Below are 21822 nucleotides of genomic sequence, written 5' to 3'. Positions count from 1 at the left end.
ATGGAATGCATGCCGAGAGGTTTTCGATTTTCTTCCTGTACCATTTCCGGATTCGGAGGATACAAAGCAACAATGAAAAATTTCACAAAACTATTACTTGGCTCTTTGGTACTGTTCTCTCTGTCAGGATGTACTGCCGGTGATATAATCACCAGCTATACTTCTACTTCTGATCAGAGTGAAACCACCTTACAGAACACTTCAGAAACGCCCAAACAGCGTGTTTATATGGATGAAATCAAAGGAACCCTTAAGGATTTCACCGGTGCCACCCTGACTATGGAAAGTCAGGAACAAACTTACGTTTTTGATCTTTCTGAAGCAACTTTGGAATGCGAAGATGGCATGATCACTGGAGATGAAATCAGTGTCATTTATGAGGGTCAGCTCTCTAACAAAGATACCAGCACTGTAAAAGCATTGAAAGTAGTAGACGACTTTCACAAAAAGCATCAGCTGGAAGTACGAAAGGCCTATGGGGAAGTACAGAGTCTGACTCCAAATACCATTACCATAAAAAATAAAAAAGGCAAAACAGCCACCTATCCAATCACTGGAACTGAACAATATTATCAGAATGGCATCCGCACCGGTGTATGGGTATACATTCATTTTAAAGGCAAGTTTGCTTCCAGTCAGGATACCCAAAGTTCTTCTCTTAATGCCAGTCATCTGAAAGTACTAAGCATTTCAGATATTGATCCGCTTACACTTCCAGATCCAACACCAACACCAGATCCTGCACAAGTTTCTGCCGATGACTCAGCAAAAGAACAGCAGATTCATGCAGAAATTCAGAATATTTCCCTGAATACGCTCACAGTTCTTCCCTCTGGCTCTGACAGCACAATAAATGTGGACTTGTCTCAGATTCCTTCTTACTTTAAAGGTGGAACAGCACCAGGCTCCTATGTAACCATAACTTGCACTGGACAATTTCAGGGAAATTCACTGGATGGTGTTACTGTTACAGCAGTCACCGGTGATGATCCGGATTCTCTTGGAAGCCGGGAAATTACCAGCTCAGTCAGCGGTACAATTATAGGCCATACAGCAAATACCGTCACACTTCAAACTGGCGATGGCGCAACCATAACCTGCTTTACAGAAGGGGCAAAGGATACCTCCACCAGTAATATGGAATCCGGCGCAGGTATCTGCATTACCTTTGATCCTACAAAATCCAAAAATTCCAACATTTATACATCTATCAAGATTCAGGACGCCTGAAGGTGTCCTGAATCCTTTTCTCTCCATCTGCCAGCCAGGCTCTCACATCCCCGGATTCTCCCAGAATGTCCATAAATGCCTGGTATTCATCCATTAAGCCCTTCCCATGTAAGACCATATAAGCTCCTGCATCACTTCCAAGAGCCACCTTTGCTCGGTACTTGTATGCCAGACGAAGGTTCTTTGCGGCCAGTTCTATAATAGGATCAAGCACTGATTCCTTATATCTTCCACATCCACGAAGATTTCGAATTGTCACAAGAGTAGGAACCCATACACTATCACTGTCAGCTAATTCTCTGATTGTTTCCGGATCAATATAATTTCCATGTTCTACTGAATCCACACCAGCTTCCACAGCTGCCTGTACACCATAAATTCCATTGGTATGGCTCATCACCGCCATCCCTTCTTCATGGGCAATATGTACCATCTCGCAGACTTCCTTCCTGTCTAAAGGCGTTCCGGTAATCTGTCCATGGTTATTAAAATCCAGAAGTCCTGTGGTCATAATTTTAATAAAATCTGCCCCTTTGTTTTTCGCTTCTTTCAAAAGGACATGGTATTCTTTCATAGTGTCAAAACCTTTTCCCACGATAGAGCCATAGTGTCCATTTTTATGGATGGCAAAAATAGGAGTACGATAATCAATTCCATATTCTGGTGCCAGTTTCCTGGCTCTTTCCGATACTCCTAATGCATCTCCACCATCTCTTACAAAGACAATCCCCAGCTCTTCATAAGCTTTCAAATGTTTCCGTATCACTTCATCGTTTACATGATCCTTATGAATAGAAATTGCATCTTTATAATTCAGTCCATCCATGATCAGGTGCGCATGACACTCTCCAAACATTTCTTCCTATAACACTGATTATCTTGAAAAATAATTCAGCTTTTCCTTTCTTCCGCAGAGCGTGTTTGAAAAAAGGACTTCTGCAAGATGTGCGTCACAATTTGTGGGAGATTTTGTCCGGAGGAGGGCATCGTAGCGGGCTATGACAACCGAATTCGGGCAAAATATACCGCAAAGTGGGGCGTACATATTGTGGGAATGCTTTTTCAAACACGCTCTAATACGGATTTTTTTCAATCCTCTTTTATTATTTATTGCAACTATTCAGCGGGTGCTATTCCGCAAGGTGCTTTTGCGAAGGAACTGAACAACTGCTATTTATTTTCGAAAAAGGCTCGAATTTCTTTCTCGGAAGCCTGCACAGACCCCTGTACAAAGAAAGGCTTACCGCCTCCCCTGCCATTCAATACTGCATTCATCTCTTTTGTAAACTGACGTAAGTCTCCGTCTTTTTCTCCCATAGCATACTTATAGCTTCCATCTGCATTCCTGGAGAATACTGCACAACGCCCCTTACAAACCTGTAAAATTGCATCTGCAAGCTTCTGAACGCTTCCTGCTTCCATTCCTTCCTGGAATAAAAGCACATTCTCTTTTTCTTTCCATTTAGCAGCTTCGCCAACGATAAATTCTTCTTCTAACGCATGTACTCTTCCCTTCAGAGCAAAATTTTCATCCTGAATCCTTGCTACCGCTGACGCTGTTTTGTCCATTTTCGCAGACAGCTTCACGGAAATCTGACGATTCTGTTCATTTATCATGTTCAGATAATCAAGCACTCGCTTACCTGACAGCATTTCCATACGAACCCCCTCACGGAATTTCACTACAGAAAGCAGCTTCACCATTCCAATTTCTCCAGTACGCGTCACATGAGTTCCACAGCATGCGCAGGTATCTGCTCCCGGGAAGCGCACAATACGAACCCATCCGGAAAGCTCTTTCTTACTTCTGTAATCCAGATTTTTAAGTTCCTGCTCTGTAGGATAAAAAATCTCAACTTCCTGATTTTCCCAGATAATCTGATTCGCTTTCGCTTCGATTTCGGCCATTTGTTCTTCATCCAGCATTCCGCTGAAATCGATGGTGATCACATCGCTTCCCATGTGGAATCCCACATTGTCATATCCAAATGCTTCATGTACCAGCCCACTTACAATATGCTCTCCGGAATGCTGCTGCATAAGGTCAAATCTTCTGCCCCAGTTAATTTTTCCTATTACATCCATACCAACTTCCAAAGGCCCATCTGTATAATGAACTAACTCTCCATCCTTCTCATGAACTTCCTTAACATTTATTCCGCCTAATATACCGGTGTCACTGGGCTGTCCGCCTCCTTCTGGATAAAAAGCTGTCTGGTTTAAAATTATTTCATAGCCTTTCTTGCTCTCACGACACTCCAACACCTTGGCGGTAAATTCTTTTTTATATACATCTTCATAATATAACTTTTTTGTATCGTACATAAATGCTCCTTCTTTCATAAATTAAACAGCAGAATTTATTTTTATCTTTTATTCATGAAACTGATTATAGTCTATTTATGCTCTTCCCGCAATTTTTATTTTTTCTCTGTATTTAGTCATTTCAGGACGTGTTCAAATATACCGCAATCTCCCACAAAGTGGGGCGTGCAGATTGCGGGAATGATTTTTTCAAACACGCTCTAGCCCATCCGATATCTATGAATTCTCTCATGCAAGCATGGCTCATTCATGGTTTCCATCCGGGACTTTTATAGTAAAAACACCTTGCAAAATAGTACCAGCTGAATAATTACAAAATTTTTATTTATTTTTGAAGAACTTTATCAGGCAGTCGCGTTATAATTAGAGAACGGACAGGAAGGAGGCTGATAACATTTCACAGGAAGAATATCTGGAATATCTGATTGACCAATACCAGAATCTGATATATTCCATATGTCTGAAATCAGTAGGTAATCCTTTCGATGCAGAAGACCTCACTCAAGAGGTATTCCTGTCTGCCTACAAAAGTCTCGCCCACTTCGATGGGCTTTATGAAAAAGCCTGGCTTAGCAAAATTGCAGTACGCAAATGCCTTGATTTCCTAAAAGCTGCCGGACGCCGTTCAATTCCAACGGAAGATATTTATTTCTCACAGCTTCCTGATCTGGAGAATCATTCTTCCCCAGAGGAACAGTATCTGCAGTCTGATTTGGAACAGCAGGTATTTCGGATATGCAGCGGCCTGAAAAGTCCTTACAAGGAAATTGCCATTGCTCATTTCTGTAAACAGATGTCCGTAACAGAAATATCGCAAAAAGAAGGCAAAAACCCTAAGACCATTCAGACACAGCTATATCGTCCAAAAAACATGTTGAAAAAAATGTTGGCAGAAAGGAGCGATTAAATGCATATCAATAGTAATGACCTGAATAATTTTCAAAATGAAGAGATGAACACTGATGAAATCATTGCATTTCTGGAACATATGAAGCACTGCGACTACTGTCTTAACCAGCTTGCGGACGAATATACAGATCATGCATCCTCAGCTCCCGCCTATCTGAAAGAAACAATTATGGAACGTGTTACAGCTCCTGATATTCAGATACAGAAAACAGCAGCGGATGCTACCTATAAAATGCGGTTTTTCTATGAGGGGCTCCGCACTGTAGTCGGAGTCGTACTTGCACTGGTTATGTTGTTCAGCCTTGGGCAAATGGACTTCGTCTCGCCTCAGCTTCCGCAGTCCACAGCCAAATCATCTGAAACGCGCCAGGAAATTAGAACTTCATTACGTAATTTTTCAAATGGAATTACAGATGGAATCTCTGATGCTCCCCAGAAAGTTGTCAACTACATTAATTCTATTTCAAATACAATAACAAACGGAGGTAACTAACATGCAAAAACAAAAAAAGGGATTCCTGCTTTTTATCTCTTCCCTGATTCCTGGTGCGGGAGAAATGTATATGGGATTCTTTAAGCAGGGAATCAGCATTATGACTCTATTCTGGGCTATTATCGCAATTGCCGGAGGGCTTAATATCTCCTCTCTGGTTATCTTTCTTCCTGTATTATGGTTCTACAGTTTCTTCCATGTTCATAACTTGAAAGAACTGCCGGAAGAAGAATTTTACGCGATAGAGGATAACTATATTCTGCATCTTGACCGTATATTTCAGAATAATATCAGGCTCTCGCAAAAACATATTAAAATTGCGGCAATTCTCCTGATTGTTTTCGGAGTTGCTGTTTTCTGGAATGGTTTCCGTGATCTGCTCTTCTGGATTTTACCAAATTCTCTGGCTATTATTATACAGGATATCATGTACCAGATTCCTTCTGTTATCATTGGAATTCTGATCATCGTTGCCGGTTATCAGCTTCTTACAGGAAAAATCAAAAGCATCTCTCCTGATGAAAAAGCTGATTGTAAAAAAGATGTGTCAGAACATTATTGGCAGCCATATCGTCCTTATCAACAGCCTGTTGATAACAGCGCTCCACAAATGAATACAAAATCAGCACCTGCCTCAACAGTGTCTTCAACAACACAGCCAGATCAGAATGCGGATAATGTAATAAAGAATACCGATATCAAAATTTCGGATACTACTTCAGTTCAACCATTCATTACTGCTGAGCCAGACAATGATTCTGCAAAATAGAGTAGCGTTTCCAATGAAAGTCAAGTATCTGCTGCATAGTATTTCTGATAACTTTACCGCCGATAAATCTATTTTATCGGCGGTATTTTTATTGAGATTTCTCCAAAAGCCAGCTTACTCTGAGTGCCATCAGTCTCCTGAACCAGCAATTTCCCATCTGGACAAATCGCTAATGCTCTGGCACTTCTGCTGCTTTTATTATCTGTAATTGTAATTTCATTTCCTGAAACAATATTATGTTCCACGTATTCTTCTGACAATTTCAATTCCCGGGTTTCTTCCAGAAGATAGTTCACAATCTGCGCTGCAAGGCGGTTCCTGTCCGCAGTTCTGGAGGATTGTTCATCTTCGTAGATTCCTCCGGCAATTTCCTGAAGCTCTTTTGGGAATTGTTCCTGCTCAACGTACAAGTTCAGCCCAATTCCTACAATTGCAAATTCTATATTTCCACTTTCAAAATCTGTGACCGCCTCTGTAAGAATACCACAAACCTTACGGTTATCCTTGTACAGGTCATTTACCCATTTAATTCCAAGTTTTACACCGCATACTTCTTTCACAGCCTTATACACTGCAGTAGCTGCTGCAGTAGTGATCAGAAGACTGCCCTCCAGTGTCCCCTTCGGTTCCAGAATAACACTGAGATAAATCCCACTGCCTTTAGGAGAATAAAACTCCCTGCCTCTTCGTCCTCTTCCTGCTGTCTGCTCCATGGCAACAACAAAAGAGCCGTGTCCAGCTATTCCGCTCACAGCCAGCTGCCTGGCCTCCAGATTAGTAGAGCTGATTGCATCAAATATTTTTATCTCAACCTGTGGATCCTTCAGAAAAAGTCTGATTCCCTCTGCTGAAATCAGATTACTCTCTCTTGCAAGCATATATCCCTTATTCGGTCCGGCCTCAATGGGGTATCCTTCCTGGCGCAGACTGTTCACAGCTTTCCAAACTGCGGCTCGTGTACAGGAAAGCTCCCTGCCAATATCCTCGCCAGATAAAGTTTCACCTTTATGCTGTTCTAATAACTCCAAAAGTCTGGATTTAACCGTCATGCTTTTATCCTTCATAATTCTCCAGGGCTTTTCTTAAAAAATCCCGGTATTCTTTTCGCACATTCTCCGGTGAAATCACTCTCACGCTATTTCCAAGGGCAGCAAGCCAGCCATAAAACTGTGTACTTACATTCACCTGTACCCTGGTGACGGAGTGCTCATTGTCCTTGGACATGATCATAATATCCTGCCCAAATCGATCAATCATTACACCAACAAGATGGTTTTCAAATTCCAGATTAACTTTCTCTTCACGGCCTCCAAACATTCCAAAAGTACCGGCAGCAAATCTGGCACTGTCAAATTTCCGGAAGAGTTCGGCACCATTTCTTGCTTCATTCTCTGTAAGGATCTTCAACATTTTGTCTACGCGGTAATGCTTCACAATGCCACTCTTCTCATCAACTCCTATCAGATAATAATTACCATCCTGCCATATCATCTGCCATGGACTGATCTGATAGCGAGCTCCACCTTTCTTCAAATGTTTCTCCTTGGACACTGTCCATTCTGTATACTGGAAGCTGATCTGTCTGTTCTGTGAAATTGCTCTGTGTATCTCATCTACATTATAATAAATGCTCTCGTTTGTATTCTTCACCTGATCCAGTACGATTGCCTGCCGCTGCAGGTCTTTGGCCTGATAAATACTGGTAAGGTGCTCCAGTTTCTGGATCAACTGCCGCGATTTCCCAACAGTAAGAAATCTGGAAAACTGAACAGCATCTACAAGAAGCTTCAGCTCTGCAGTCTCAAACTCACGGCTTGCAAGATAAAAACCTGACGGTCTCTCTCTTCGATTCATAATATCCATTCCGAACACACGCAAAGTCTCTATATCGTCATATATCGTCTTCCGCTCTGCATGAATTCCCAGACTCTCCAGATAGGAAATCAGATCTTTCACACTCATGGGATGTGCCTCATCTGTTTTCTCAGAAAAGACTCGCATAAGATATAAAATTTTCAGTTTCTGCTGGAAAGATTTTGGCATATCCTTACTCCTATTTATCTGTCAATACTGCTACGACTCCAGAATATAATACCATAAAAGCAAAGAGCAGAGCAATAAGATCTGCACCATGAAAATCATAATTAAAGATCATAGCTCCCCCGATCATGAGCTCCAACGTAATAAAAAGTCCCAGTATCATGGCTGTGCTCCCGGAAAATTTCCTGCCGCGGCTCTCCTGTGTATCCTCCATATATCCCTCTGCAAGGGCAGCTCTTCTGCTGTTAATATTTCTGCCTGATTTCCACATAATATCTCCTCCGTTTCCCAAACTCCAATATCATCCGCCATCAAATACCGAACGTATTTTCCGAACATATTTTCTTTATGAGACTAGTCTACCACAATATCAGTCCTATAAAACGGTATGAATCAGTAATTTCCGAATATCTGTTCGTTTTTAAGTGATAAAAAAACGTCTGACCCTGTTTCAAACAGAATCAGACGTTTTACTTTTTACAAAATCTAAATGAACATGTCTACAGGCTTATTTATTCGCTATACTTTCATAGTAGTTAATCCACAAACATGTTTTTACATAAATCCAGCGAACACAGAAGCGGCAATAACAGTAAGAAGTCCGGCAACGGCAATTGCCAGGCTGCTCATAGCACCTTCTACAGGACCCAGTTCCATTGCCTTAGATGTACCTATGGCATGGGCTGAAGTTCCAAGTGCCAGACCTTTCGCGATAGGCTCCTCAATTTTTGCCACTTTAAGAACTGCCTCCGCAATCACATTTCCCAGCACACCAGTGATAATAATAACTGCAACCGTGATCGTAACAAGTCCGCCAAGTTCTTCCGATACACCCATTCCAATGGCTGTAGTAATGGATTTCGGAAGCAGAGTAACATACTCCGAATGGGAAAGTCCAAACAGCTTTGCAAAAATCAAGACACTGACCATACTTGCAAGTACACCGGAAACAATTCCTATAACGACAGCTTTCAGATTCTTACGAAGCAGAGTAAGCTGTCTGTAAAGCGGTACCGCAAGACATACTGTAGCAGGAGTAAGCAGATAACTGATATACTGACCGCCTGCATTGTAGGTCTTATAATCCACCTGCATAAGCTGAAGCATTCCCATTACACATAGAATTGCAATCAAAAGAGGATTAAACAGCGCCATTTTAAACTTTTTCTTCAGTAAAAGACCGACCTCATATCCAGCCAGACTTAATGCCGCCCCGAAAAACAGGGAATTTTCTATAAAATTTATCATTTCTTATCTTTCCCCCTGTCCTTTCTGATCACAAACTGAGTACTGCGTCCAGTAACTACCATTACAATGACGGTTGTCAGAATTGTTATGAGCACAACAGGAAGCCAGATTGGCTGCAGATCACCCCACGCTTCCAAAAGTCCCACACCTGCAGGAACGAACATAACCGGCATAATTTCAACCAGAAAATCTGCTGCTTCTTCCACCTGCTCAAGTTTCAGAATTCCGCTTGCAAGTGCTCCAAGCATCAGCACAAGACCATATACACTGGCCGGCACCGGAAGAGGCAAAAGGATATGTAATCCCTCACCCAACGCTGAAACCAGCAAAATAATACAAAATTGCCTCAGATACTTCACTTTTTGTCTTCCTCCTCGCTGTCTCCACAAAGAAGTTCATTTGCAATTTCCAGATAAGGCTGAAGCTCCTCAAGAGAAGCCCTGCCATTTCGCTTCATCTTTGTAATCCCTGGATACTGTGCAGGGATAGATCTTGTCATATTTCTGTCACCGTAGATTTTCACCATATCTCCATTTTCCAAGGTATCCCCGGCAATTAATTTATCATTTTTGTTATAAATTCCTTCCTTGGGAATCGCTGCCTTGAAAACAGTTTTTTTATCCATATCTACGAATACCATTTCCTTCAGTATATCTCCGGCTTCCACATAAATAGCTCTTATAGCTTCATTTTCCAGACGTGCTTCCTCCTGTTTGTCTTTCTGTGCCTGTCTGGCAACCAGATTCCAGAACGAGCCGCCTACTACGCCAAAGATCACCAGAAGAATGACAATTCCTACAATGAATTTTACATCGATTTCTTTTTTCTCCACTGCAAATCCTCATTTCTTTCATGGCTTTTTCTTCTGCCCTATTATACATTATCTTGTTAAAATTGCAATGTCATCTTTCGACAATTCTCTCCCCTGTTTTTCCCAATTTTTCTACAACATAATTGTAAAACTGTGTTCTGGATATTCCTTTTTTCCACATTGCGACTGTTCAGAGCACGATTTTTTCCACCTGCCAGCTGCCGTTTTCCACGGTCATAACTGCCATGGTCACGTCTCCACCAAAGCGGCTTCTGCCGCAGCTTCCAGGGTTCAGCCACAGCCTTCCGTCAATTTCTTTTGCAAAATACTGATGACTGTGTCCAAAAATCACCACCTGGGTATCCCCTAACTCCCAGGCAACATCTTTCCTGTCATGAACCATAAAGAATTTCACATTTCCCACTGTAAAGTTCAAGCTTCTTCGCAGATTCTGTGCCCAGTATCCATCATTGTTTCCTCGCACTACATATAAAGCGCCCAATGATCTTATAGTATCCAGAAGCTCCGGTCTGTCCACATCTCCAGCATGAAAAATGCAGTCACAGGACTGTAATATGTCCAGAACTTCTGTCCGTAAAAGACCATGTGTATCTGAAATAATTCCAATTTTAATTCTCTTATTTTCTATCATTTCACCGTTCCTTATACCACATTCATCTATATTTTTTCAAAAAACAGCCTTTTCCTCAAAACAGACAGATTTTCCCATACTCGCCGTCAAATCCAGGTTTACAGATTACTTCTCTGTTTCTAAGTTTCCGAATGCCTGAAGCAATCATGTGACTACTTTCTTTCTCAATATCCGCAATGGGAATTTCCCTTAAAATATCAAATTCATTTCCCAGTTTCTGAAGCATCTTTTCATATTCACCAGTGACTGTTTTGGTGGTTACAGCCTTTCCAACACAGGCAGAAATCACCTCAGGAAGAGGTACAATGCTCTCAAAAGGTCTGGCATTTTTTCTCACAAACCCATTTTCTCTATCAGCCAGATCCATAATTCTGTGATTCACTCCCATAGTCAGTTTTTTCCCACATATAGGACATATTCCATGATACTTTTCTGCTTCTTCCGGACTCAGACAGATGTGACATTTTCTGTGTCCATCATAGTGATATTTTCCCTCTTCCGGGAAAAATTCCAGTGTTCCAAGAAAACCTTTTCCATATTGGACAGCACCATAAAGTCCCTGATAGGACAATTCAATGTCCAGTAAGTTAGCCTCTCTTCCAAGCTTTGATGGAGAATGTGCATCTGAGTTTGAGATCAGCTGAAGTCCATCAAGTGCAGATAAACGCCAGTTCATAGGTGGATCTGAAGATAATCCCGTTTCCACAGCATGAACATATGAAGTAAGATCTTCAAAACATTCTTCCATGGTATCAAACCCTGATGCGGCACCAAAAAGCCCGAAGTGGGGAGTCCAGATATGTGCCGGAACCAGCATTCCATCGGCACAGTTTTCCAGTAAAATTTCCAGAAGATCGTGACAATCAAGTCCCAGTATTGGCCTTCCGTCTGAGTGAATATTTCCAATCTTTTCCAGTCTCCCAGCTATTTTATCTGCTTCTTCAAGGCCGGATAAAAGAAGTACATTATGCACCTTGCGGCACTTTCCATTCTTCTTATAGATAGAACTGATCTCCCCTGTAATTACGAAACGGGGAGCTCCCCCAGGAAGCATTTTCGCCTCTTCCAGCACATATTCATCTCTTAACCGATACAGTCCACTTTCTGCCGGAACCAGCTTTTCTTTCAGTTCCTCCCGCCAGGCAGGATGGGTAAAATCACCGGTTCCCACTAAAGAAATTCCTTTTTTTCTTGCCCACAGATCCAGATATTCCGGGGTTCCAAGCTTGCTTGTTGCCATGGAATATCTGGAATGAATGTGAAGATCTGCGATTATTTCCACTTAATTAACTCCATTTCCGTCATTTATATTTTGATTTGCAACTGCTCAAAATTCTCAAAACTATAGAAAAAAACACTTTCCAATGTGTTCTTTTTATTTCTTTTTATACCAGTTTGTAATCCATTTTCCTGCTGCTGTCAGATTCTTTGAGGACCATTTTCCTGTATTACTGCAGCCGGATTTTATAAATGCAGAGCTTTCTGCCTTATTTGACAGGCTCCATGCCATATAGCTGATATTGTTTTTATCCAGGAAAGTCAGCCACTTTTTTGCTTCAGCTTTATCAAGTCCACCATTTCCAGAAGCATCACAGATACTAAACTCGGATACAAATAACGGCAGTCCTTTATCAAGGGCAGCCTGTGCTTTATCTCTCAGCCATTCCTTATGTGTTGCTGCGTAAAAGTGCAGGGTGTACATTACGTTTTTCCTGTATTTCTTACTAACCGGGGAAAGCGCAGCCTGATCTACATCCTGTGACCAGTTGGGCGTTCCTACCAAAATCACAGCTTTTTTGTCATAGGTGCGGATACCTTTTATAATCTTTTCAGCGTATTTTTTTATTGTACTCCAGGATGTTCCTCCATTTGGCTCATTACAGATTTCGTAGATCACATTGGTATTATTTTTGTATTTTTTTGCCATTTTTTTGAAAAACTTCAAAGCTTCTTTCTGATTTTGCTGAGGGTTTCCATCACTTAAAATATGCCAGTCAATAATCACATACATACCTGCATTTGTGGCGTATTTTACACCGTTATCAATACACGCTTCCAGCTTACGCCGATTGGATGCATCCCCGGTACAATAGCCGTTATATTCAGCAGTATACATGGCAAGACGCACTGCATTTACCTTCCAGTTTTTCTTCATAAAAGTAAATGCACTTTGATTTACATACTCTGGATACCAGGACAGACCATGGGTGCTGATACCTCTAAGCTGTACTTTTTTCCCACTGCTGTTTACAAGCTGTGTGCTTTTTACCTGTAATCTGGGAAGCTTGGACGCAGCCGCTACCGGTACACAGAATGCACATAAAAATACGATTGCAATAAGCAAACCGAACCATTTTTTTCCTTTTTTTCTCATTAAAAACCCTCCTCCATTAATCTCCAGCCGTTGTCTTTTAGCCACTTTTGTCTTTCCCGGTAATCTGGAAGGATCTTCTCAACTTCTTTCCAGAATGCCTGGGAATGGTTCATTTCCCTACGGTGACAAAGCTCATGGACCACCACATAATCCAGCACCTCAGGAGGTGCCAGAATTAACAGCCAGTTAAAATTCAGATTTCCATTTGCGGCACAGCTTCCCCATCTTGTTTTCTGTTGACGCAGGGTAATTTTCCCATAGCTTACCCCTAACTTTTCTGCATAATATGCCACTCGCCTTGGAATTACCACGCAGGCTTTATTCTGCAGATGCTGTCTTTCCAGGGCAGACAGCTTTTGTACGTTCTCCTTCTGTGCATCTCTTTTCTGGATTTTTTCCAGATTTTTCAGGATCCATTCTTGTTTTTCTTCCACAAATTTCTGAATTTTTGCTTCGGAAAGACGGAGAGGCGCGCGTACAACAACACTGCCATCAGCCTTAATTTCCAGGCTCATAGTTTTGCGGCTGCTGCGGATGATCTGGTAGGAAATCTGAGAGCTCAGCATAGGATTTTCTCCATGTAAGCGTTCATTTGCTGCTCCAGTATTTCCATCTTTTCCCTGGTGTCTTTCTCCTTATATTCCAACCGCTTTATAATCCTGGAAATGTAATCCTTTTCTTTCATGATCCGCCATGTTTCCTTAAAATTCAGGTCATAATACTGCGCTGCATAGGATACCCAGTAATCTACGGATGTAATCCGGTCAGGAGATGAAACTGCCTCTTTTCTCAGGCAGGATTCCCATACCTTTGGAGATATTTTGCCTTCTCCGGCATGCTCCTGAGGGACACCGATCATAGCCTCCACAGAATCCACCAGCTTCACTCTGCAATTGTCCAGCTTGTCTGCATCGCGGATCATTTTTGCGTGGAAAAGAGTTCTTTCGTCCTGAATTCCTTCCAGCCTGAAATCACTGTGTCTGGCAATTGCCACGCGAATGAGCTCATCATAGCTTCGGTCTTCTATGAATCTGCTGATCATCGGATTTTCTCCCTCAAATAACAGTTGTACACCGAATGCAGCGTGATCCATAGTGTCCGGTGAAAAGCTGTTATAAAGACGAAGCTGTTGGAATCTTCCAATATCGTGAAGCAGGGCAATAAGCTCCGCAAGCTGTTGGTCTTCCTCATTCAAATGCATTCTGTGACCAATTTCACGAGCACTTTTTACCACCCCATATGTGTGAATGATTTTTAATTTTATCTTTTCATCTTCTCTGTCATATCCATTTAAATAATCCTCGAAAACGCCTCTTGCATGTTTAAAATCTATCTTCAAAATGCCTTCCTTTCCGCTGTATCTTTTGCACATCCAGAGCGAATATTAAGTAACCGCTTTTGTCAATGTGCAGATACTGAACAGCAGCTCTTTTAATCCTTATTATAAACCACCTGGTTTTCTTTTCCAATAAAAGCGTCAGATTTTCGAAAATTTCTACAGACTTGCGAAGGTTTGACGCATAACGTATAATACAAGACAATGATAACATATATTAATGATACCAGTGCCAAAAGGTCAAAAGCTGTTCGTGCTTGCACGATAAGGCTTTTGAACTTGGGACACGCCAAATATGAGAAAGTAGCGATTTACGCAGTAAATCAGCGGATTTCGAATATTTGGAGGATTGCGGGAGCAGCATAGCTGCGTAGCAATCCGGGTATCAAATGAGTGTCAAAAGACCTTTTGACACTCATATCATATTAATTATAAGCAAACAAATTTCGCTATTGTTTACATTTCGTTACGGTTCACTGGTAACGTTCCGCGAGGCGTTTTTGTGAACAAAGTTCATAGATAACACAATTCTGCATGCTTCGTGAAGCTTGTGGATAATACTCATTTTCAGGGAGGATGCCATGGCAGATAAAATACCTGATATTTCACCAAACGTAGACGAAACCATGAAGGAGCTTGAAACCCATGGTTCTTTTGAGCTGCCAGTAGAAACTTATACAGATAATTGTGAGATTTTCCGCTCCTTATACAACCACTGGCATAAAGAAATGGAGATCATCTGTATTGACAAGGGAAACGGGCTTGCAAGGCTTAACCGGGAAACACTGCGTCTGAAAGAGGGAGATCTTCTCATTGTCAACAGCGGTGTTCTGCATGGAATCAAGTCAGATTCCAGACATATTTTATATTACAGAAGCGTGGTGTTTGACCTTAGCTTTCTGGCGGGTCCTGCAGGGGATCTCTGTCAGGAAAAAGTAATCTCCCTGCTTATGGAGAACCGGGCAGAATTCACCCATCTGATCACTCCTGCCAATGAAAATTATAATAATATTTTCCATCTTTTCTGCGAGATCCATAAATGCCACAAGGAAAAACCGCCCTTCTATTATATGAAGCTGAAAGGACTTTTCTATGGGCTTTTTTATGAAATGCTGGCAGGAAATTACATCATTACTACAGATGCCGAACAGAACAGGAATCTTTTATCTGTAAAAAAGGTCCTGGACTATATCAGTGCCCATTACCGTGAGCCTCTGTCTGTAAAGGAACTGTCCGGTCTTTCCAATTACAGTGAATTCTATTTTATGAAGCTGTTCAAACAGTATACCGGAAAAACAGCAGCAGCCTACCTGAATGACTACAGACTTGAAAAGGCAAAGTCCCTGCTTTTGCATACAGATGCATCTGTGACGGACATTGCTCTAGATGTAGGTTTTAACAATACCAGTTATTTTATAAAAAAATTTCAGGAAGCCAATCAGCTGTCCCCTCACAAATTCCGCAAAAAAATGTCATAACAGAACAGTTTTGTTGTATTTTTCTAAGAGATGCATATGCTAATATAACACCATCGAACAAAGGTGATGTCCACGGCATCAGGCATACCGGTGGATTTCAGACGAGCATCATTCACACGCTCTCGAAAGGAGAAAATAATTATGAAAGCTTTAGAAACTATGATCCAGAACATGTTCCACAAAGACTGCGCAGCATGTACCGACCAGGAAGTATACGAAGCACTTCTCACCTATACAAAAGAGCAGTTAGCTGCAAAAGGCTATCACGATGGCAAGAAAAAAATTTACTATATTTCTGCCGAATTTCTCATTGGTAAGCTTCTTTCCAACAATCTGATCAATCTTGGAATCTACGATGAGGTTGCAGAATTTCTGAAAAAAAATGGCAAATCTCTTGCAGAAATTGAATCCGTTGAGCCGGAACCATCTCTTGGAAATGGTGGTCTTGGACGTCTGGCTGCATGTTTCCTGGATTCTATTGCAACACTTGGACTTCCTGGAGAAGGTATTGGTCTGAATTACCATCTTGGACTTTTCAAACAGGTTTTTGAAGACAATCTTCAGCATGAAGTACCGAATCCATGGATCACTCCTGATTCCTGGCTGACTGCTACAAATGTAACTTATATGGTTCCTTTCAGAGGTTTTTCCCTGAAATCTACCATGTATAGTATTGATGTTGCAGGCTATGAAAACAAAGCGATCCACCTTAATCTTTTTGACATTGATCTGGCAGATGAGTCCATGGTTCATGATGGAATTACCTTTAACAAAAAGGATATTCTCCACAATCTGACACTGTTCCTGTATCCGGATGACAGTGATGAAGATGGACGTAAGCTTCGTGTTTACCAGCAGTATTTCATGGTCAGCAATGCCGCTCAGCTGATTCTGGATGAGGCAGTTTCCAAGGGAAGCAACCTTCATGATCTGGCTGATTATGCTGTTGTTCAGATCAATGACACTCACCCAAGTATGATCATTCCTGAGTTCATCCGCCTTCTTGGTGAGCGTGGAATTGACTTTGATGAAGCTGCTGAAATCGTTTCCAATGTATGTGCATATACCAATCATACAATTCTGGCTGAGGCGCTTGAAAAATGGCCAATCCATTATCTGGAAGACATTGTTCCACAGCTGGTTCCGATTATCCGCAAGCTGGATGAAAAGGTAAAAGCCAAATATCCGGCTGAAAATCTTGCTATTATTGACAGCAATAATCTGGTTCATATGGCACATATGGACATTCATTATGGCTTCTCAATCAATGGTGTTGCAGCCCTTCATACAGAGATTCTGAAGAACTCCGAGCTGCATCAGTTTTATGAAATTTATCCTGAAAAATTCAATAATAAGACCAATGGTATTACTTTCCGCCGCTGGTTAATGTATTGCAACCAGCCACTGACCAAGTTTATTTCTTCACTTATTGGAGAGGGTTATAAAAAAGATGCCGATGAACTGAAGAAGCTTCTTGCTTACAAGGATGATCAGAAGGTTCTGGATCAGCTGCTTGAGATCAAGACAAATGCAAAGAAAATCTGCAAGGATTTTGTTCTGGAAAATACTGGTATCGAGATCGATGAAAACAGTGTTTTTGATATCCAGATCAAGAGACTTCATGAGTATAAACGTCAGCAGTTAAATGCTCTTTATATTATTTATAAATATCTGGAAATCAAAGACGGAAAGAAACCGGAACGACCGATTACTTTCATCTTTGGTGCAAAAGCAGCTCCTGCTTATTACATTGCAAAGGATATCATTCATCTGCTTCTGACTCTGGAAACCCTGATTCAGAATGACCCAGACGTAGCACCTTATATGAAGCTTGTTATGGTGGAAAACTACAATGTAAGTGCTGCTGAAAAACTGATCCCTGCTTGCGATATTTCCGAGCAGATTTCCCTGGCTTCCAAGGAGGCAAGCGGTACTGGAAACATGAAGTTTATGCTGAATGGTGCTATTACTCTTGGTACTATGGACGGAGCAAATGTGGAGATCAGTGATCTGGTTGGCAAGGATAATATTTATATCTTTGGTGAGTCCAGTGATGAAATTATCAAGCATTATGAGAAGATGGATTACAATTCCAGAGCAATTTATGAGGGAGATGCTGATATTAAAAAGTATGTAGATTTTATTGTCAGCGAGCCGATGCTGAAGCTTGGTAAAGAGGAACATCTGAGAAACTTCTATAACGAACTTTTGAATAAAGACTGGTTTATGACTTTGCTGGATCTCAAAGATTATATTAAAGTTAAAGATCAGGTATTTGCAGATTATGAAGACCGTAACAGCTGGGCAAAGAAAATGCTTGCAAATATCGGTGAGGCAGGATTCTTCTCTTCTGACAGAACCATTGCACAGTATAATAAAGATATCTGGCATTTAAACTAAAAAGTGCATCCCGCGGCAGTATATATAGCTGTCGCGGGATTTTTTTTAACAATATTCACATTTTCACTCTGAAGTATTACTCTTTTTCTGTTACTGTCTGCAGAGTCAACAGTGATTTTTTTCCCATTACTGGTCACTCCGTGACCAGTAACTTTTTCCTAAGTTCATACAAAATAGCGCAGCATAAACTTGCAAAATCGAAGATTTCCAATTACAATGAATACATCATTCATGAAAGGATTTTACAAAATGACAAAGGAAGAACTCGCTCTTGAAGTAATAGATCGATTAAAGAAAGAATACCCCCTGGCAGATTGCACTCTTGATTACGACGAAGCCTGGAAACTGTTGGTTAGCGTACGGCTGGCAGCACAGTGTACAGATGCCAGAGTCAATGTTGTAGTGCAGGATCTGTATGCCAGATATCCGGACGTAGCCGCACTTGCAGCAGCTACCCCTGAAGAAATTGAAGCGATTGTAAAGCCTTGCGGACTGGGAAAAAGTAAAGCCAGAGACATCAGCGCATGCATGAAAATCCTGCATGAAAAATACCATGACAATGTTCCATGTGACTTTGACGCTCTTCTCGCCCTCCCCGGTGTAGGACGCAAAAGTGCCAATCTGATCATGGGCGATGTATTCGGTAAACCAGCTATTGTCACTGATACACACTGCATTCGTCTCACCAACCGGATTGGCCTTGTGGATGGAATCAAGGATCCTAAGAAAGTTGAAATGGCACTGTGGAAAATCATTCCGCCGGAAGAGGGAAATGACTTCTGTCACCGCCTGGTAAACCACGGACGGGAAGTCTGTACTGCCAGAACCAGGCCTTATTGTGACAGATGCTGTCTCGCTGATATCTGCGCAAAAAACGGAGTAGACTAAAGCAAAGGCTTTCTGCAGGATATGCAGGTTTTAAAGCTCCCTATAAAAAGGAAGCATTTTCGCCCGGATATTTTCTCGAAAATGCTTCCTTTTACGGTTATTCTCCCACACTTCTTCTCAACGCAAACATAAAAATCTTCTCAAATCCCACACTCACTGCAATAATGACAATTGTCCATGCAAACAGGTCTGGTGTCTCCAGATACACCTTGGCTTTGTATAATTTTTCACCGATGGAACCAGCAGGAATGCCGATTACTTCAGCCGCAATTCCCGCTTTCCAACAGAGACCAAGTCCCAGTTTACAGGCAGTAACTGCATATGGCATAACCTGGGAAAGATAGATAAATTGTAATTTTTTTCCCACTCCCGCTCCAAAGGAATCTGCCATCTCCAGAAGCTGTTTGTCCGTCTGCCTGATTCCTTCCAGAATATTTGTATATACCACTGGAAAAACCATGAGAAACGAAATAAAAACGGATAAGTTTCTGGATGGGATCCAAATCAGGCACAGAATGATAAAAGAAGCAACTGGCGTAGCTTTTATCACCATGATCAATGGCTCCATCAGCACTTCCACAGCAAAAAAAGCAGAAGAAAGCGCCGCCAGAACCGTTCCCAGGATCAAAGCCAGAGAAAATCCCAGTATAATCCTTACGAAACTGAACACCACAGATTTCCAGAAATCTCCCATTACAATCAATTCGGTAAGTCTCTTTATAACAGAAACAGGAGATGCCAGAAGGATCTCCTGTTTCAGCCACATACTGGTCAGCTGCCATACCATAATCCATACAGCAGCTGCCACAATTTTATAAAATATCCGATATTTTTTTGCCTTATCAGCGTTTATAATAGAAGTCCTCATCTGGTAACTGACCTCCGATTGTTTCCGGATTCTGCTCATTTAGTGTGTTCAGATAGCCGGAAAGAATGGTCTGCATTTCGTCGCCCTCCATGAATACAATACTGCATTCCGGAATGGCTTTTGCTGCAACTTCTGCCGGAATAATATCATGGTTTCCAATGATCTGGGCAGCTGCTTCTGTATCAGAATTTACAAATTCTACAGAGTCCTTATATGCATCCATAAACGCATCAATATCTGCTTCATGCTCTTTCAGATAATCATTTCTGGCAATTACAACACCTGTTACCAGCCTGCTTCCATCTGTTGCAGAAGACTCCCAAAGCTCATTCAGGTCAAGGGCCACACGAAGGTTCTCATTCTTCATAAGTGCAGTGGTTACAAAAGGCTGTGGAAGAAGTCCAACTGCTGTCTGGTCTTCTGCAAGCGCTGCTACAACCTCTGCATGCTCAGACTTGTACTCAATGGTCACATCCTTCTCCGGATCCAGTCCATTAGACTTCAGAACAGAGTTTAACGCATACTCCGGAGTCGCACCTTTACCACTGGCATAGATCGTTTTTCCCTTTAAATCATCTACAGACTGGATGGAATCACCATTCTCCACCAGATAAAGAACACCAAGAGTATTTACTGCCAGAACGCTGACGTTTTTATCTGTTTTCTGATATAAAACGGAGGCTAAATTGGATGGAACAGCTGCTACATCTACCTGTCCCTGAACGATCATTGGAACAATTTCATCTGGAGATGCAGCAAGGGAAAACTCGTAATTCTCATCGTCCAGAAGCTGTGCCATTCCCATTGCAGTAGGACCCTTCAGTGCCCCAATTTTCATTACAGAACTGTCTGAATCCGTCTCATCAGCCGGCTCTTCTGATGTCTCATCTGCCGCTTCCGTTTCTTCCTTCTGTTCTTCTGCCAATACAATATTTGCGCTTCCAATACCTCCAGCCATTGTTCCAACACCAAGTGCAGCTGCCATAAACCATGATAATGCTCTTCTCTTCATAGAATGTCCTTTCCGGATCTTTACCTGATCCCATCAGTTCGTAATAGGTTACTGTTCACTGGTAACATTCCGCGAGGTGTTTTTTGTGAACAAAGTTCACAGAAAACCCGAGAGTTGCGGCGCGAAATCATGCAAAGCATGATTTCTGTGCATCGCGAAGCGTGTTACTGTGAACGGAGTGAACAGTAACCGTAATAGAAACTATACTGCTACAGCAGTCAGATATTTGTCTCTTGGATTTATAGTCAAACTATATGCGTCATAATCATTATCCAGATCAAAACATGGAATTCAGGAAAAAGAGAAATTCAGTTTCGTCACAGTCAAAATAATCCGGTTCTACCCATATCATGCTTTATACTGCCTGAAGAAAAGGGTCAGACTGTCCAGGGCCTTGGCAAGGACAAGCGCTTCCTTCTCGTCCAGTACATCAAGCACTGCATCTGTCATTTTGCGGTGAAATTCCGCATGGTGATGATATGCCTTTCTTCCTTTCAGGGTGAGATGGATAAATACCACACGGCGATCCTGCTCACTTCGCTCCCTTGTGGCGTATCCCTTTTTTACAAGGCTGTTCATGGAAGTAGTCAGGGAACCTACGGTGATATTCAGTTTGGCCGCAATGTCGGACATTTTGTTCCCACCAAGGCCTACAGCTTCAATAATATGCATATCATTATTGGTGATATCCTTATATTCTTCCGTAATGATTGCCTGCTCTTCCAGCTCCATAATCTCGTTAAACAGATGTACCAGTACATCATTAATAACTTCCCTGTTCTCCACTCTTTTCTCTCCTATAATGTGACAACATTATTTTCTATAAAACATTCAAGCAAATATTTACGGTAAGTATATCACAATTTGATATGTTTTTCTACAATTTTACAAATTTCGAAAACGCTTATAGCGCTTATTCAGTAATTTTTCCGGATCAAGCAACTGATAGGTTTCCAGGAATTCTTCTATTCTGTTTTTCAACTCTTCCA

The 21822-nt window shown here is 41.6% G+C and carries 25 protein-coding genes and 1 pseudogene; 9 read left to right on the top strand and 17 right to left on the bottom strand.

Features of this window, described 5'->3' with window-relative positions:
- On the top strand, positions 1-1230 hold a 1230-nt coding region (locus AB5Z12_RS18440; RefSeq protein WP_368368729.1), incomplete at its 5' end, for a hypothetical protein.
- Here AB5Z12_RS18440 and AB5Z12_RS18435 read toward each other — a convergent pair.
- Both AB5Z12_RS18435 and AB5Z12_RS18430 read right to left on the bottom strand, forming a co-directional pair.
- Complete coding sequence (locus AB5Z12_RS18435) at positions 1211-2086, bottom strand: amidohydrolase family protein (protein WP_148462186.1); 876 nt, start codon at positions 2084-2086, stop codon at positions 1211-1213. The two genes, AB5Z12_RS18440 and AB5Z12_RS18435, sit on opposite strands and share 20 nt — an antisense overlap.
- An 18-nt stretch (positions 2087-2104) precedes the next feature.
- Positions 2105-2275 carry a DUF6783 domain-containing protein gene (locus tag AB5Z12_RS18430; protein ID WP_319017799.1) on the bottom strand — a complete coding sequence of 57 codons (171 nt, stop codon included), beginning with the start codon at positions 2273-2275 and terminating at the stop codon, positions 2105-2107.
- On the opposite strand from AB5Z12_RS18430, the gene AB5Z12_RS18425 reads away from it, so the two are divergent.
- Positions 2216-2521 carry a DUF6783 domain-containing protein gene (locus tag AB5Z12_RS18425; RefSeq protein ID WP_319017798.1) on the top strand — a complete coding sequence of 102 codons (306 nt, stop codon included), beginning with the start codon at positions 2216-2218 and terminating at the stop codon, positions 2519-2521. The genes AB5Z12_RS18430 and AB5Z12_RS18425 overlap by 60 nt on opposite strands.
- Here the strand turns inward: AB5Z12_RS18425 and AB5Z12_RS18420 are convergent.
- A pseudogene (locus tag AB5Z12_RS18420) lies at positions 2428-3555 on the bottom strand (alanyl-tRNA editing protein); the annotation flags it as partial. The gene AB5Z12_RS18425 and the pseudogene AB5Z12_RS18420 sit on opposite strands and share 94 nt — an antisense overlap.
- A gap of 54 nt (positions 3556-3609) precedes the next feature.
- Between AB5Z12_RS18420 and AB5Z12_RS18415 the strand changes: the two are divergent.
- The 4 genes from AB5Z12_RS18415 to AB5Z12_RS18400 all read left to right on the top strand — a co-directional run bounded on the left by AB5Z12_RS18415 (position 3610) and on the right by AB5Z12_RS18400 (position 5726).
- Positions 3610-3759, top strand: a complete 150-nt coding sequence (locus AB5Z12_RS18415) for a DUF6783 domain-containing protein (RefSeq protein WP_368368728.1) — start codon at positions 3610-3612, stop codon at positions 3757-3759.
- Between the two features lie 190 nt (positions 3760-3949).
- Positions 3950-4462, top strand: coding sequence for an RNA polymerase sigma factor (locus tag AB5Z12_RS18410; protein ID WP_368368730.1), 513 nt, complete (start codon positions 3950-3952; stop codon positions 4460-4462).
- The gene (locus AB5Z12_RS18405; RefSeq protein WP_226836616.1) at positions 4463-4957 is read left to right on the top strand and encodes a hypothetical protein; all 495 of its coding nucleotides are present in this window, start codon (positions 4463-4465) and stop codon (positions 4955-4957) included. It abuts the gene before it with no gap.
- A gap of 1 nt (position 4958) precedes the next feature.
- Entirely contained in the window at positions 4959-5726 is a 768-nt protein-coding gene (locus AB5Z12_RS18400) for a hypothetical protein (protein ID WP_226836615.1), read from the top strand.
- Between the two features lie 68 nt (positions 5727-5794).
- Here AB5Z12_RS18400 and AB5Z12_RS18395 read toward each other — a convergent pair whose 3' ends face one another.
- The 11 genes from AB5Z12_RS18395 to AB5Z12_RS18345 all read right to left on the bottom strand — a co-directional run bounded on the left by AB5Z12_RS18395 (position 5795) and on the right by AB5Z12_RS18345 (position 14190).
- Positions 5795-6790 (bottom strand): biotin--[acetyl-CoA-carboxylase] ligase, encoded by a 996-nt coding sequence (locus tag AB5Z12_RS18395; protein ID WP_237963721.1) that lies wholly within the window; start codon positions 6788-6790, stop codon positions 5795-5797.
- Positions 6780-7769, bottom strand: a complete 990-nt coding sequence (locus AB5Z12_RS18390) for a YafY family protein (protein ID WP_173734981.1) — start codon at positions 7767-7769, stop codon at positions 6780-6782. The genes AB5Z12_RS18395 and AB5Z12_RS18390 overlap by 11 nt, the downstream gene beginning before the upstream one ends.
- 10 nt (positions 7770-7779) lie before the next feature.
- Entirely contained in the window at positions 7780-8037 is a 258-nt protein-coding gene (locus tag AB5Z12_RS18385; RefSeq protein WP_148462181.1) for a hypothetical protein, read from the bottom strand.
- 284 nt (positions 8038-8321) lie between these two features.
- Positions 8322-9014, bottom strand: coding sequence for an LrgB family protein (locus AB5Z12_RS18380; RefSeq protein ID WP_148462180.1), 693 nt, complete (start codon positions 9012-9014; stop codon positions 8322-8324).
- Positions 9011-9373 (bottom strand): CidA/LrgA family protein, encoded by a 363-nt coding sequence (locus AB5Z12_RS18375; protein ID WP_118578807.1) that lies wholly within the window; start codon positions 9371-9373, stop codon positions 9011-9013. The genes AB5Z12_RS18380 and AB5Z12_RS18375 overlap by 4 nt, the downstream gene beginning before the upstream one ends.
- The gene (locus AB5Z12_RS18370) at positions 9370-9846 is read right to left on the bottom strand and encodes a hypothetical protein (RefSeq protein ID WP_118578805.1); all 477 of its coding nucleotides are present in this window, start codon (positions 9844-9846) and stop codon (positions 9370-9372) included. Before AB5Z12_RS18370 ends, AB5Z12_RS18375 begins: the two co-directional genes overlap by 4 nt.
- Before the next feature lie 169 nt (positions 9847-10015).
- Positions 10016-10477 (bottom strand): metallophosphoesterase, encoded by a 462-nt coding sequence (locus AB5Z12_RS18365; protein WP_118578803.1) that lies wholly within the window; start codon positions 10475-10477, stop codon positions 10016-10018.
- Between the two features lie 55 nt (positions 10478-10532).
- Positions 10533-11759, bottom strand: a complete 1227-nt coding sequence (locus tag AB5Z12_RS18360) for an endonuclease Q family protein (protein WP_237963719.1) — start codon at positions 11757-11759, stop codon at positions 10533-10535.
- Positions 11760-11852: 93 nt separating this feature from the next.
- A complete protein-coding gene (locus AB5Z12_RS18355) occupies positions 11853-12851 on the bottom strand; it encodes a glycoside hydrolase family 5 protein (protein WP_237963717.1) in 999 nt (332 codons plus the stop codon).
- Positions 12851-13417: a M48 family metallopeptidase gene (locus tag AB5Z12_RS18350; protein WP_226814855.1), complete on the bottom strand. Its 567-nt coding sequence runs from the start codon at positions 13415-13417 to the stop codon at positions 12851-12853. The genes AB5Z12_RS18355 and AB5Z12_RS18350 overlap by 1 nt, the downstream gene beginning before the upstream one ends.
- Positions 13411-14190 carry an HD domain-containing protein gene (locus AB5Z12_RS18345; protein ID WP_306467726.1) on the bottom strand — a complete coding sequence of 260 codons (780 nt, stop codon included), beginning with the start codon at positions 14188-14190 and terminating at the stop codon, positions 13411-13413. The genes AB5Z12_RS18350 and AB5Z12_RS18345 overlap by 7 nt, the downstream gene beginning before the upstream one ends.
- Before the next feature lie 578 nt (positions 14191-14768).
- Here AB5Z12_RS18345 and AB5Z12_RS18340 point away from each other — a divergent pair.
- The 3 genes from AB5Z12_RS18340 to nth all read left to right on the top strand — a co-directional run bounded on the left by AB5Z12_RS18340 (position 14769) and on the right by nth (position 18953).
- Positions 14769-15665 carry an AraC family transcriptional regulator gene (locus tag AB5Z12_RS18340; RefSeq protein WP_226836606.1) on the top strand — a complete coding sequence of 299 codons (897 nt, stop codon included), beginning with the start codon at positions 14769-14771 and terminating at the stop codon, positions 15663-15665.
- Positions 15666-15806: 141 nt separating this feature from the next.
- A complete protein-coding gene (locus AB5Z12_RS18335; RefSeq protein ID WP_347160954.1) occupies positions 15807-18065 on the top strand; it encodes a glycogen/starch/alpha-glucan phosphorylase in 2259 nt (752 codons plus the stop codon).
- A gap of 249 nt (positions 18066-18314) precedes the next feature.
- Positions 18315-18953: an endonuclease III gene (gene nth, locus AB5Z12_RS18330; RefSeq protein ID WP_187566123.1), complete on the top strand. Its 639-nt coding sequence runs from the start codon at positions 18315-18317 to the stop codon at positions 18951-18953.
- A gap of 97 nt (positions 18954-19050) precedes the next feature.
- Here nth and AB5Z12_RS18325 read toward each other — a convergent pair whose 3' ends face one another.
- The 3 genes from AB5Z12_RS18325 to AB5Z12_RS18315 form a co-directional block, all read right to left on the bottom strand.
- Positions 19051-19821, bottom strand: a complete 771-nt coding sequence (locus AB5Z12_RS18325; RefSeq protein WP_148462177.1) for an ABC transporter permease — start codon at positions 19819-19821, stop codon at positions 19051-19053.
- Entirely contained in the window at positions 19796-20833 is a 1038-nt protein-coding gene (locus tag AB5Z12_RS18320) for an ABC transporter substrate-binding protein (protein WP_148462176.1), read from the bottom strand. Before AB5Z12_RS18320 ends, AB5Z12_RS18325 begins: the two co-directional genes overlap by 26 nt.
- 348 nt (positions 20834-21181) lie before the next feature.
- Positions 21182-21619, bottom strand: coding sequence for a MarR family winged helix-turn-helix transcriptional regulator (locus AB5Z12_RS18315; protein ID WP_330382748.1), 438 nt, complete (start codon positions 21617-21619; stop codon positions 21182-21184).
- Positions 21620-21822: the final 203 nt, after the last annotated feature.

The sequence above is a fragment of the Ruminococcus sp. RTP21358st1_G6_RTP21358_211008 genome, assembly GCF_040908885.1.
In the GTDB taxonomy this organism is placed as follows: domain Bacteria; phylum Bacillota; class Clostridia; order Lachnospirales; family Lachnospiraceae; genus Blautia_A; species Blautia_A faecis.
Note: the sequence above shows the minus strand (reverse complement) of the source record. Positions and strands in the feature narration are given on the sequence as shown.